General features: G+C 65.9%; 12 protein-coding genes and 1 tRNA gene. 8 read left to right on the top strand and 5 right to left on the bottom strand.

Annotation, left to right across the window (positions count from 1 at the left end):
* Positions 1-73 precede the first annotated feature (73 nt).
* Positions 74-334: a 50S ribosomal protein L27 gene (gene rpmA / locus EV147_RS00265; protein WP_071015560.1), complete on the bottom strand. Its 261-nt coding sequence runs from the start codon at positions 332-334 to the stop codon at positions 74-76.
* Between the two features lie 53 nt (positions 335-387).
* Positions 388-699, bottom strand: coding sequence for a 50S ribosomal protein L21 (rplU, locus tag EV147_RS00260; RefSeq protein ID WP_008647259.1), 312 nt, complete (start codon positions 697-699; stop codon positions 388-390).
* Between the two features lie 507 nt (positions 700-1206).
* Between rplU and ispB the strand changes: the two genes are divergently transcribed.
* From ispB to EV147_RS00220, 8 genes are all read left to right on the top strand, one after another.
* The gene (ispB, locus tag EV147_RS00255; RefSeq protein WP_130391134.1) at positions 1207-2136 is read left to right on the top strand and encodes an octaprenyl diphosphate synthase; all 930 of its coding nucleotides are present in this window, start codon (positions 1207-1209) and stop codon (positions 2134-2136) included.
* A 130-nt stretch (positions 2137-2266) separates the two neighbouring features.
* Positions 2267-2343: transfer RNA gene (locus EV147_RS00250), tRNA-Pro, on the top strand.
* Positions 2344-2669: 326 nt separating this feature from the next.
* Positions 2670-4391: a type IV-A pilus assembly ATPase PilB gene (gene pilB, locus EV147_RS00245; RefSeq protein ID WP_130389141.1), complete on the top strand. Its 1722-nt coding sequence runs from the start codon at positions 2670-2672 to the stop codon at positions 4389-4391.
* Positions 4392-4539: 148 nt separating this feature from the next.
* Positions 4540-5802 carry a type II secretion system F family protein gene (locus EV147_RS00240; RefSeq protein WP_130389140.1) on the top strand — a complete coding sequence of 421 codons (1263 nt, stop codon included), beginning with the start codon at positions 4540-4542 and terminating at the stop codon, positions 5800-5802.
* Between the two features lie 18 nt (positions 5803-5820).
* Positions 5821-6720 carry a prepilin peptidase gene (locus EV147_RS00235; RefSeq protein WP_328591099.1) on the top strand — a complete coding sequence of 300 codons (900 nt, stop codon included), beginning with the start codon at positions 5821-5823 and terminating at the stop codon, positions 6718-6720.
* 63 nt (positions 6721-6783) lie between these two features.
* Complete coding sequence (gene coaE, locus EV147_RS00230; RefSeq protein WP_130389138.1) at positions 6784-7410, top strand: dephospho-CoA kinase; 627 nt, start codon at positions 6784-6786, stop codon at positions 7408-7410.
* Positions 7411-7638: 228 nt separating this feature from the next.
* A complete protein-coding gene (zapD, locus tag EV147_RS00225) occupies positions 7639-8397 on the top strand; it encodes a cell division protein ZapD (protein WP_130389137.1) in 759 nt (252 codons plus the stop codon).
* An 8-nt stretch (positions 8398-8405) separates the two neighbouring features.
* On the top strand, positions 8406-8594 hold the full coding sequence (locus tag EV147_RS00220; RefSeq protein WP_130389136.1) for a DNA gyrase inhibitor YacG: 189 nt from the start codon (positions 8406-8408) through the stop codon (positions 8592-8594).
* Between the two features lie 76 nt (positions 8595-8670).
* Here EV147_RS00220 and EV147_RS00215 read toward each other — a convergent pair whose 3' ends face one another.
* The 3 genes from EV147_RS00215 to EV147_RS00205 form a co-directional block, all read right to left on the bottom strand.
* Positions 8671-10704 (bottom strand): OPT family oligopeptide transporter, encoded by a 2034-nt coding sequence (locus tag EV147_RS00215; protein WP_130389135.1) that lies wholly within the window; start codon positions 10702-10704, stop codon positions 8671-8673.
* A 91-nt stretch (positions 10705-10795) separates the two neighbouring features.
* Positions 10796-11239, bottom strand: coding sequence for an NUDIX domain-containing protein (locus EV147_RS00210; protein ID WP_130389134.1), 444 nt, complete (start codon positions 11237-11239; stop codon positions 10796-10798).
* Between the two features lie 6 nt (positions 11240-11245).
* Complete coding sequence (locus tag EV147_RS00205; RefSeq protein ID WP_130389133.1) at positions 11246-12136, bottom strand: ATP-binding protein; 891 nt, start codon at positions 12134-12136, stop codon at positions 11246-11248.
* Between the last annotated feature and the right edge of the window lie 34 nt (positions 12137-12170).

The raw sequence follows: 12170 nt of genomic DNA, 5'->3' as shown, positions 1-12170 counted from the left end.
GTTTTGGTAGCGTTCTCAAAACAAAAAAAGCCCCGCATGCGCTGCGGGGCCTTTCGTGCTGCAAAGGCTGAGATCAGGCCGCCGGAACGACGCTGACCTGCTGCTTCTTGGCAGCGCCCTTGACGGCGAACTGCACGTGGCCGTCCACCAGCGCGAACAGGGTGTGGTCCTTGCCCACGCCCACGTTGTCGCCAGCGTGAACACGCGTGCCGCGTTGGCGAACGATGATGCCGCCGGCGTTGATAGCCTGGCCACCGAACACCTTCACGCCCAGACGCTTCGATTCCGAATCACGGCCGTTCCGCGTGGAACCGCCGCCTTTTTTCTGTGCCATGTCTTAACTCCAGTTGACCTGTTTGCGATGAAAGCCTGTGTCCGAGCCGGGGCTCAGGCGACGATGGCTTCGATGCGCAGTTCGGTGTAATTCTGACGATGGCCCTGACGCTTCTGGTAGTGCTTGCGACGGCGCATCTTGAAGATCTTCACCTTGTCGTGACGACCCTGGGCGATAACGGTAGCCTTGACGGAAGCCCCGCTCACCAGCGGCGTGCCAAATTTGATTTGGTCGCCTGCGCCCACTGCGAGCACCTGGTCCAGCGTGATTTCTGCGCCAATGTCAGCCGGTATCTGTTCTACTTTAAGTTTTTCGCCAGCAGCAACCTTGTATTGCTTGCCGCCGGTTTTTACGACCGCGTACATTGTCGAACCTCTCATGTATGAATGAAACGAGGATTGCTGCCCGGAAAGCCGGAGCCGCCGGGCCGGCGCCGTTTCGTGCGCCGCAAACGGCACGCGCCCGTAGACGCGACCGAAGGAACCGGGGATTATAGCGCGGTTAACTGAAAACCGCAAAGAAAACAACGAGATAGCCCGCCGGGCCGTCAGCGGCGGCGGGCAGCGCACATCCGGGATGCGCGCGTCAGGTCAGGTCGGCCAGCAGGAATCCGGCCAGGGCAGCGAACGCCACCCACCATGCCGTGCGGCGGACCTGCCGTGGAGACGATCTTGGCTTGTCCATGCGCGGCATTATAGATGCGGGGGCGGCCTGCCGCATCGGGACTGACCCGTCCGGGGAACCACGTTGTCCCGCTGGCGGAACCGTCACAGGTCAACTGCATCGCATATAATCCCCCGGTTTCGCGAATCGGTGATCTGATCTTGTCCCAGTCTTCCGCCACTGCCTTGCTTGCCCCGGTCGCTGCCGACATGCGCGCCGTTGACGCCGTTATCCGCCGACGCCTGTCGTCGGAGGTTCCGCTGGTCGAACAGATCGGCGAATACATCATCAGCGCGGGCGGCAAGCGCCTGCGCCCGGTGATCTTGCTGCTGTCCGCGCGGGCGTTCGGCTATGAAGGCCACCGCCACCACGAACTGGCCGCCGTGGTCGAGTTCATCCATACGGCCACGCTGCTCCACGACGACGTGGTGGACGAGTCCGAACTGCGGCGCGGCCGCCAGACCGCCAACGCGGTGTTCGGCAACGCCGCCAGCGTGCTGGTGGGCGATTTCCTCTATTCGCGCGCCTTCCAGATGATGGTGGACGCCGGCAGCATGCGCATCATGGAGATCCTCTCCAACGCGACCAACGTGATTGCCGAGGGCGAAGTGCTGCAGTTGCTGAACATGCACGACCCCGACGTGACCGTGGAGCGCTACCTGCAGGTGATCCGCTACAAGACGGCCAAGCTGTTCGAGGCCTCGGCGCAGCTCGGCGCCGTGCTGGCCGGCGCCGACGCCGCCATGGAAGAGGCCGCCGCCGAGTACGGCCGCCGCATCGGCACCGCGTTCCAGCTGATCGACGACATGCTCGACTACACGGCCAGCGCCGAGCAGATGGGCAAGAACGCCGGCGACGACCTGCGCGAAGGCAAGCCCACGCTGCCGCTGCTGCACCTGCTGGAGCATGGCACGGGCGAACAGCGCGAACTGGCGCGCGAAGCCATCGTCCAGGGCGGCACCGAACACTTCGACGCGGTGTTCTCGGCCATCCACGCCAGCGGCGCGCTCGACGTCACCTTCGCCGCCGCCCAGCGCGAGGCCGAAGCCGCCGAAGCTGCCGCGCGGCAGTTCCCGGATTCGCCGCTCAAGACCACGCTGATCGAACTCTGCGCGTTCTCGCTGCAGCGCCAGAGCTGACGGCCGGACGTCGGGACGGTCACCGAGCGAAATTCTTGAGACGGGTCTTCCCATTCTCCAGAAACGCTGCTAAACTTTTGTTCTTTGCTGCTGACGACACCGCTTCACCAGTTCGCCAGCAGACCGAAATCGGGGTGTAGCTTAGCCTGGTAGAGCGCTACGTTCGGGACGTAGAGGCCGGAGGTTCGAATCCTCTCACCCCGACCAGATTTCGATGATCGCGACGATCGGCTCTGCCGGACTCGCGCAGCATCAACGGAAAAGCCGCACAGCGATGTGCGGCTTTTTTGTTTTCCGCGCCGGGGCGCTCCGCCCCCCTCCTCTTCCCGCGTCCCACTCCCCAAATCCTCCCCCGCGCAAGTAGGGTTGCAGCCGTGTCGCGCAAACGCCAATGCGCGGGCGCGCCAGCTTTACAAAAAGTGACCCCGGCGGCAAACTGCCCCGGTCCGGGACCCCTGCCCAGCTCCCGCTGCAGTCCATCGCGGCGCCCGATATTTCCAGACCGGGCCTGCGCACCACGCACAGTTTTCGCCATGACACTAGGCCTTGCACTAGCCCAGAGCCGGCGGATCGCCCCAGCGCTGCTCGCCCAGCTGGAGCAATCGGCCCGGGAGAAGAAGTCGCAGCTGATCGACGAGATCATCGGCAGCGGCACGATGTCTGCGCACGACGTGGCGATCTTCGCCGCCGACAAGTACCAGTTGCCGCTGCTCGACCTGGCGCAATACAACCTTGCCCGCGTGCCGCCGGCGCTGGCCGGCAACCGCGAGTTCCACGCCCACCGGCTGCTGCCGCTGGGCCGGCGCGAGAACCGGCTGGTCGTGGCGATGTCCGACCCGGCCAACCAGGCGGGCGTGGAGGCCATCCGGCAGAAATTCAACCTGCCCGTGGAAACGGTGGTGGTCGAGCACGACAAGCTGATGAAGCACGTGCGCGCCGCGGGCGAGGCGCTCGGGACGCTCAAGAACATCTCGCCGGTCACGCCCACCGCGACCAAGATGATCGAGTACGACCCCTCTGCGGCCGCGGCCGCGCGCAAGGGGCCCGGCAACGAGATCGACGATGCGCCGGTGGTCCGCTTCCTGCAGAAACTGCTGAACGAGGCATTCAACCGCGGCGCGTCGGACCTGCACTTCGAACCGTTCGAGTTCTTCTACCGCATCCGCTTCCGCGTGGACGGCGTGCTGCAGGAGGTGGCGCGGCCGCCGCTGGACATCCGCGACAAGGTCGCCACCCGCATCAAGGTGCTCTCGCGCCTGGACATTTCCGAGAAGCGCGTGCCGCAGGACGGCCGCATGAAGCTGCTGATCTCGATCCCCAAGGACAAGGACGGGAAGGAAACGGTGGAGAAGGCCATCGATTTCCGCGTCTCGACGCTGCCGACGCTGTTCGGCGAGAAGATCGTGATGCGGATTCTCGACTCCTCGACCGACAAGCTCGACATCGACCAGCTAGGCTACGAGCCGCAGCAGAAGGCGCTGCTGCTGGAAGTCATCAAGCGGCCGTACGGCATGGTGCTGGTCACCGGCCCCACGGGCAGCGGCAAGACGGTGTCGCTCTATACGTTCCTGAACATGCTGAACCAGGGCGACATCAATATTTCCACGGCCGAAGACCCGGCGGAAATCCAGTTGCCCGGCATCAACCAGGTCAACGTCAACGACAAGGCGGGCCTGACCTTCGCGGCGGCGCTGAAATCGTTCCTGCGGCAGGACCCGGACATCATCATGGTCGGCGAAATCCGGGATCTGGAAACCGCCGACATTTCGATCAAGGCCGCCCAGACGGGCCACCTGGTGCTGTCGACGTTGCATACGAACGACGCTCCGACCACGCTGACACGCCTGATGAACATGGGCGTGGCACCGTTCAACATTGCGTCGTCGGTGCTGATGATTACCGCGCAGCGCCTGGCGCGCCGGCTCTGCACCTGCAAGCGCGCGGGCGACCTGGCGCCGCAGGTGCTGGTGGACGCCGGTTTCGCCGAGGCCGATATCGACGGCACCTGGCAGCCGTACCACCCGGTGGGCTGCGAGCGCTGCAACGGCAGCGGCTACAAGGGGCGGTGCGGGATCTACCAGGTCATGCCGATTTCCGAGGCCATGCAGCAGATCATCCTGTCGCACGGCACCGCGCTGCAGATTGCCGAGCAGGCGCGGCGCGAGGGCGTGCTATCGTTGCGCGACGCCGGGCTGCTGAAGGTGAAACAGGGCATCACGTCGCTGGAAGAGGTGCTGGCGACGACCAACAGCTAGTAGAAAAGCCAGATTTTGAGGACAGGACTGCCGAGGCGCGCGGCCGCGGCGGTTCCACGATGGGTAGGCCGCGCAAACGGCATCCGCACGACGATGCGGATGTCTCAAAACAATAGCAATTCACCGCATTAGTCGGGGGTCAAACATCATGGCGACGCGCGCACCAGCGGCGGGCGCCCGGACGGCAGCGCCGTCGCGGGCCAGAGGGCGGAAGGCGCCCACGCAGTACATCTTCGAATGGGAAGCCAAGGACCGCAAGGGCAAGTCCTTCAAGGGCGAGCAGCGGGCCGAGAGCCAGGCCGAGGTGTCGGCCACGCTGCGCAAGCAGGGGCTGACCGTCGTCAAGATGAAGAAGCGCAAGGCGGCGCGCGGCAAGCGCATCACCGAGAAGGACATTGCGTACTTCACCCGCCAGCTTTCGACGATGCTCAAGGCCGGCATTCCGCTGCTGCAGTCGATCGACATCATTGCGCGCGGGCACGCCAACCCGAACTTCACGCAACTGCTCAACGACATCCGTTTCGACATCGAGGCCGGCAGCAGCATGGCCACGGCGTTCCGGCGCCATCCGAAGTACTTCGACACGCTGTATTGCAACCTCATCGACGCCGGCGAGCAGGGCGGTATTCTCGATGCGCTGCTTGAACGCCTGTCGCTGTACATGGAAAAGAGCATCGCGCTGAAGAGCCAGATCAAGTCCGCGATGATCTACCCGATTGCCGTGCTGACCGTGGCCTTCGGGGTGACCGTGGTGCTGATGATCTTCGTGATCCCGGCATTCAAGGGCGTGTTTTCCAGCTTTGGTGCGGCGCTGCCGGCGCCGACGCAGTTCGTGATCGGCATTTCCGACTTCTTCGTCGATTACTGGTACGCGGTGCTGGGCATCCCCATTGGTTCGATCTTCGGCTATTTCTATGCCCGGAACCGGTCGGAAAAGGTGCAGCGATGGCATGACAAGGCGCTGCTGAAGCTGCCGATCTTCGGCAGCCTGTTCCGCAAGGCCGTCATCGCGCGCTGGACGCGGACGCTGGCGACGATGTTCGCCGCCGGCACGCCGCTCGTGGAATCGATGGAATCGGTCGCTGGCGCCGCAGGAAACTGGCTGTATTACGATGCCACACGCGAGATCGAACAGTCGGTGCGTATCGGTACGAGCCTGACCAACGCCATGCAGGCCACGCACGTGTTCGACAACATGGTGCTGCAGATGACGCAGATCGGCGAGGAATCGGGCGCGCTGGACAACATGCTGCTCAAGGTGGCCGAGTTCTACGAGCGCGAGGTCGATGACGCCGTGGCGGCCATTTCCAGCCTGATCGAGCCGCTGATCATCGTGATCCTGGGCGTGCTGATTGGCGGCATGGTGATTGCCATGTACCTGCCGATCTTCAAGCTGGGCCAGGTGGTCTGACGAAGGATGGTAACAAGCATGCATGCCGTACCTGGCGCCGGGGGCGCCCTTCCCCTGGCGGTGCTGGACGCGCTGGCGGCGCTGCCGCCGGCGTTCCTGGTGGCCGTGGCGGGGCTGCTCGGCCTGGTGGTCGGCAGCTTCCTGAACGTGGTGATCCACCGCCTGCCGAAGATGATGGATCACGAGGAGGCGAACTATATCGCCGAGGTCCGGGGCGAGCCGCATCCGCACCCGGAGCGCTACAACCTCATGGTGCCGCGCTCGGCCTGCCCGCACTGCGGGCACCAGATTGCCGCGTGGGAGAACATCCCGGTGGTCAGCTACCTGTTCCTGCGCGGGCGCTGCGCGTCGTGCAAGGCGCCGATCGGCATCCGCTATCCGCTGGTGGAGGCCGCCACGGCCGTGCTCAGCGCGCTGGCGATGTGGCATTTCGGGCCGACCGTGCAGGCGCTGGCGGCCATTGCCATGCTCTGGGCGCTGGTGGCCCTGTTCATGATCGATGCCGATACCCAGTTGCTGCCGGACCAGATCACGCTGCCGCTGCTCTGGCTGGGCCTGCTGCTGAACCTGCAGGGCTGGTTCGCACCGCTTTCCGACGCGGTGATCGGCGCGGCGGCGGGCTACCTGGTGCTCTGGAGCGTCAACGCGGTCTATCGGCTGGTGCGCGGCCACGATGGCATGGGCTACGGCGATTTCAAGCTGATGGGCGCGCTGGGCGCCTGGTTTGGCTGGCAATCGCTGCCTGCGCTGATTCTGCTGTCGTCGATCGTCGGCGCGTTGCTCGGCGGCGCCCTGCTGCTCCTGCGGAGCAAGGGCAAGGACACGCAGTTCCCGTATGGTCCCTATATCGTCGGCGCGGCCGTGGTGTACCTGTTCTTCGGCCCGCGCCTGCTGCCGCTGGTGCTGCCGGGCGTTTGACGCGCAGCCCGCGCCAAAGCTGGTATCTTGGCGGGATCGCCACTCGGAATATTCGTTCGCTCCATGCTGGAAATTGGCCTCACCGGCGGCATCGGCTCCGGCAAGACGCGCGTTGCGGACATGTTCGCGGCCCACGGCGCCGCGCTGATCGATACCGACCTGCTCGCCCATGAGATCACCGCGCCCGGCGGGCTGGCCATTGCGCCGCTGGTCGCGGCGTTCGGCCCGCGCTGCCTGCGGGTTGACGGGGCCATGGACCGCGATGCAATGCGTGCGCTGGTGTTTTCGGACCCCACTGCCAAGGCCCGGCTCGAAGCCATCACGCATCCGCTGATCCGGCAGTTGACCGAGACCCGCGCCGCGGCGATCCGTGCCGGCGGCCAGCATCCGTACCTGATCTACGTGGTGCCGCTGCTCGTGGAGTCGGGCACGTGGCGCACGCGCGTGGGCCGCGTGCTCGTGGTGGACTGCCTGGAAGCCACGCAGGTGGCGCGCGTGATGGCACGCAACGGCTTCACGCGCGAGCAGGTGCAGGCCATCATGGACCGGCAGGCCACGCGCGCCGCGCGGCTGGCGGTGGCCGACGATGTCATCGACAACGACGGCCCGCCCGAAGCCCTGGCCCCGCAGGTGGAACGGCTCGACGCGCTGTACCGGCTGCTCTCGCAAACCCCGGATTCGGCCGCATAGCGGCCCCGCACGCCCCGCGTACGCCGCTTGGGGACAATTCGATTTGTCCTCGCGCCGTGACTCGCATAGAATGCGCTGGAACATGCTGGCAAATTTGCAATGCATGGCGGCTTCCGGCCCCTGCCCGAGCGCGCCATCTGCCCCTCGCCGGCAAGCGGACAGCGCCCGGCGCCCCCGACTGACACGATTCGCCCGAAGCGCCCATCGGCGCGCAGCACGGATACCGACTTGATCCTGTACGAATATCCTTTCAACGAACGCATCAGGACACTCCTGCGCCTGGAGGACCTGTTCGATCGGCTGGATTATTTCCTCGGGCAGGAACATCCGCTGCAGCACCACGTCGCCATCACCACGATCTTCGAGATCATCGACGTGGCCGGCCGTGCCGACCTCAAGACCGACCTGATCAAGGAACTGGAACGCCAGCGCCAGGCACTCGCCCCGCTGCGCGCCAATCCGCAGATCGACCAGGACGCGCTCTCGGCGGTCATCGGGGAGCTGGAACAAGGCATCACCGCGCTGAATCAGACCGTCGGCAAGGCCGGTCAGTTACTGACCGACAACGAATGGCTGACCAGCATCCGCAGCCGGGCCATCATCCCCGGCGGCACCTGCGAATTCGACCTGCCGGCTTACTACGCCTGGCAACACCGGCCCGCCGAGGATCGCCGCGCCGACATCCTGAAGTGGGCCCGTCCGCTGACGTCGCTGCGCATGGGTACCACCATGGTGCTGCGGCTGCTGCGCGAATCGGGCCAGAGCGGCAAGGTGATCGCCACCGGCGGCAGCTTCCAGCAGATGCTGTCCGGGCGCAGCTACCAGTTGATGCAGGTCTACCTGGACGAGTCGCTGCTGGCGTTCATTCCCGAAATGAGCGCCAACAAGTACATGCTCTGGGTGCGCTTCACCCAGCAGGACGGCGACATGCGCCCGCGCTCGGTGGACGCCGACATCCCCTTCCTGCTCAAGCTCTGTAATTTCTGAAGTTTCCCATGCCTGCCGTCGTCAAATGCCCTACCTGTGCCAAGGACGTGGTCTGGGCACCCGAGAACAAGTTCCGCCCGTTCTGCTCCGAGCGCTGCAAGCAGATCGACCTCGGCGCGTGGGCGTCGGAAAAGTACGTGATCGAAGGCAAGCCGGCCGATGCGTCGCCGGAACTGCCTGAGGACAAGGACGATTGAAGGGATTCCCCCCTCCGGTTTTCTCCCCTCTCCGGCCATGCGGGAGAGGGGAGAAAACAGCGCGTGAAGACAACCCTCACCGCGCCGCCACCACCCGCCGCCAGAATCCCACGCACACCAGCACGAATGCGGCCAGTCCCAGCCACTGAGCCGTGCCGGCAAACCCTTCGCCGACCAGCGCCAGCGGGGCTTCCTTGCCCGACAGGCCGATCACGGCCGCCAGCGCCACGCCGACCAGGCTTTCCCCGACGATCAGGCCCGACGCCAACAGCGTGCCGCGCCGCTCGGCATGTTCGAGCACGGTCTTGACGTCATCGCCGCGCGCCTCGGCGCGACGCCGCTCCACCTTCAGCAGCGCCCACGACAGCACCGCGCCCACCACGAGCGCCGAGCTGATGGTCGGCGGCAGGTAGATGCCGATGCCGACGGCCAGTACGGGCAGGCGGGCCACGCCGCCCCGGCGCCGCAGCATTTCGTCGATCGAGATCAGCACCACGCCCAGCGCGATGCCGATCAGGATCATCGTCCAGTTCAGCTGGTGCGTGAAAATGCCGGTGGCGATGGCCGTCATCAGCGTCGCCTGCGGTGCCGCCAGCGCCTGGTTCGGGTCCATGTCGGCACGCGGCAGGGCGCCGGCGAAGCCGTAAGCGTTGTAGAGCAGTTCCAGCACCGGCGGAATCACCGCCGCGCCGACCGCGCAACCGATCAGCAGCGCCACCTGCTGCCGCCACGGTGTGGCGCCAACCAGCCAGCCGGTCTTCAGATCCTGCAGGTTGTCGTTCGAAATCGACGCCACGGCCACCACGGCCGAGGTCGTGAAAATCGCCAGGGCGATGGCAAACTTGCCGCCTTCAGGAGTATCGAGCAGCCCGTCGAGCGTGCCGAGGCCCAGGATCAGCAGCGACACCAGGATCACGGCGATGATGCCGATGCCCGAGATCGGGCTCGCCGAAGAGCCGACCAGCCCGGCCATGTAGCCGCATGCGGCCGCCACGAGAAAGCCGAAGATGAACGCGAACAGCACCGCACATCCGACCAGCTTCCAGCTCGCGGCGCGGTCCAGCGGCGCGGGCGCCAGGAAGTGTCCGAACGTCACGGCCAGCACCGCCAGCAGCACCACCATCAGCAGGCCGATCCAGACCGCCGGCATGTCGCGCTGGGTACGCGGGACCGTGCCGCCCTCCCCGGCGCCGCCGTTGCCGCGCAGCGCGCCCATCGACGCCCGCACGCCCTCGACCATCGGCTTGAACAGCGTGGCGAGCGTCCAGATGGCGGCGATCCCGATCGTCCCCGCCCCGATGAAGCGCGCCTGGGAACTCCACACCGAGGTGCCGAAGCTCTGCAGCGTGGCCCCGGCCGGCATCGGCGTGATGGCCGTCAGCCACGGTACCGCCACGCCCCAGGTCAGCACGAGCCCCAGCAGCATGGCCAGCCCGCCGACGATGCCGACCAGGTAGCCCGCGCCGACCAGCGCTAGCGAGAAACCCATCGACAGCCGCACCACCGAGGCGCCCACTGCCAGCCAGGCGTTGGCGCCCTCGGCCAGCAGCCGCAGCCCGCCGGCGGCGAAGCTGAATACGCCCGCGGCCAGCCCACCGGCCATCAGGTCGGCCATGCCGGTAGCCTGCTTCGCACCCGAAGCGTCCCTGCCGGCACTCCCGACCCGCAGGATCTCGGCCGCCGCCACCCCTTCGGGGTATGGCAGGTCGCTCTGCACGACCATCGCATGGCGTAGCGGAATGCTGAAAATCACGCCCAACATGCCGCCCGCCGCGCAGATCGCCAGCGTCTGCCAGAACGGGAAGCCCTGCCAGTGGCCGAGCATCACGAGGCCCGGCAGGATGAAGATGATCGAAGACAGGGTGCCCGCGGCGGAAGCCTGCGTCTGCACCATGTTGTTTTCGAGGATGTTGGCGCGCGGAAACAGCCGCAGCACGGCCATCGAGATCACCGCCGCCGGGATGGCCGACGAGAACGTCAGGCCCACCTTCAGGCCCAGGTAGATGTTCGACGCGGTGAAAACCACCGTGATCAGGGCACCAAGGATGATGCCCCGCAAGGTCAGTTCGGGCAGCGAGACAGCGTCATCGATACGATCGACACGTTGCATGGAGCCTCCTGATTCGTGTTGTTGGGTTTAAGGAAAATACGATGGCGAAAAGAAAAACCCGGCATCTCCGCCGGGCCTTTCCTCACATCCTTCAGCCAGCCCGCGCTTCATCCGCGAGCCATTCGACCACCGGGATCGTCGCCGGCAGCAGCGGCCCTACATCGACCGGCACCGCCTGCCAGGAAAACGCCTGGCCCTCGCGTCCCACCGGCTCGCCGCGCCAGTCTGTGATCTTGCAGAAATACAGCCGCACATAGGCGTGCGGGTAGTCATGCTCCAGCGTATGCCAGCGTTCGCTGCGCAGGATATCGAGGCCGAGTTCCTCGTGCAGCTCGCGCGCCAGCGCCGCCTCCACGCTCTCGCCGGGTTCGAGCTTGCCGCCCGGAAACTCCCAGTAGCCCTCGTACGGCTTGCCGGCCGGCCGCTGGGCCAGCAGGAAGCGTCCGTCGGGCTGGATCATCACGCCGACAGCCACCTCGGTGACCTTGCGGGTCTGCCCATCGGGCGTCGTCACGGTTTCCACCTGACCACTCATGCTTGCCTATTCCTTGTCGGCCGCGAACGGCTGGCCGTGCTTGCCGCCCCAGTCGCGGGCGAACTGCCACGCCACGCGCCCCGAGCGCGAACCGCGTTCGAGCGCCCAGATCAGCGCGTCGCCGCGCGCCGCCTCGATATCGGCCTGGCTGCAGCCGAAGTGCGACAGCCAGTGCCCGACGATCGCCAGGTACTCGTCCTGCTTGGGCGGGTAGAACGACAGCCACAGCCCGAAACGCTCGGACAGCGAGATCTTCTCCTCGACCACCTCGCCGGGATGGATCTCGCCATCGGACGTGTGCTGGTAGGTCTCGTTGTCCTTCATGTACTCGGGCAGCAGGTGGCGGCGGTTGGACGTGGCATAGATCAGCACGTTGTCCGACTGCGCGGCCACCGAGCCGTCGAGCGCCGATTTCAGCGACTTGTAGCCCGATTCGCCGTCCTCGAACGACAGGTCGTCGCAGAAGATCACGAAGCACTCGGGCCGCGACGCCAGCCGCTCGACGATGTCGCCGAGGTCGCCGAGGTCGTCCTTGTCCACCTCCACCAGCCGCAGGCCATCCTGCACGAACTCGTTCAGGCACGCCTTGATCAGCGACGACTTGCCGGTGCCCCGCGCGCCGGTCAGCAGCACGTTGTTGGCCGGCAGGTGCTTCACGAACTGGCGGGTGTTGGCGACGATCGCGTCCTTCTGGCGCTCGATGTTCTTGAGATCGTCCAGATGGATCGGCGGCAGCTGGCGGATCGCCTGCAGGTAGCCGATGTTGCCGAACAGGCTCTGGCGCTTGCGCCACCGGAACGCTACCGCCTCCTTCCAGTCCGCATCGGTCAGTTCCGGCGGCAACCATTGTTCGAGACGGGAGAGAAAACTGTCGAGGCGGGCGGCGAGGTCAGACATGGGGGCGATAGCTTGAAAGCTGAAACTTGGCGTT

It is taken from the genome of Cupriavidus agavae (genome assembly GCF_004217045.1).
GTDB classification, from domain to species: domain Bacteria; phylum Pseudomonadota; class Gammaproteobacteria; order Burkholderiales; family Burkholderiaceae; genus Cupriavidus; species Cupriavidus agavae.
This window is presented reverse-complemented; position numbering and strand designations above follow the sequence as displayed.

Coding starts and splice junctions, on each gene's coding strand:
- rpmA (WP_071015560.1), bottom strand. CDS start 334: ATGGCACAGAAAAAAGGCGGCGGTTCCACGCGGAACGGCCGTGATTCG.
- rplU (WP_008647259.1), bottom strand. CDS start 699: ATGTACGCGGTCGTAAAAACCGGCGGCAAGCAATACAAGGTTGCTGCT.
- ispB (WP_130391134.1), top strand. CDS start 1,207: ATGCGCGCCGTTGACGCCGTTATCCGCCGACGCCTGTCGTCGGAGGTT.
- pilB (WP_130389141.1), top strand. CDS start 2,670: ATGACACTAGGCCTTGCACTAGCCCAGAGCCGGCGGATCGCCCCAGCG.
- EV147_RS00240 (WP_130389140.1), top strand. CDS start 4,540: ATGGCGACGCGCGCACCAGCGGCGGGCGCCCGGACGGCAGCGCCGTCG.
- EV147_RS00235 (WP_328591099.1), top strand. CDS start 5,821: ATGCATGCCGTACCTGGCGCCGGGGGCGCCCTTCCCCTGGCGGTGCTG.
- coaE (WP_130389138.1), top strand. CDS start 6,784: ATGCTGGAAATTGGCCTCACCGGCGGCATCGGCTCCGGCAAGACGCGC.
- EV147_RS00220 (WP_130389136.1), top strand. CDS start 8,406: ATGCCTGCCGTCGTCAAATGCCCTACCTGTGCCAAGGACGTGGTCTGG.
- EV147_RS00215 (WP_130389135.1), bottom strand. CDS start 10,704: ATGCAACGTGTCGATCGTATCGATGACGCTGTCTCGCTGCCCGAACTG.
- EV147_RS00210 (WP_130389134.1), bottom strand. CDS start 11,239: ATGAGTGGTCAGGTGGAAACCGTGACGACGCCCGATGGGCAGACCCGC.
- EV147_RS00205 (WP_130389133.1), bottom strand. CDS start 12,136: ATGTCTGACCTCGCCGCCCGCCTCGACAGTTTTCTCTCCCGTCTCGAA.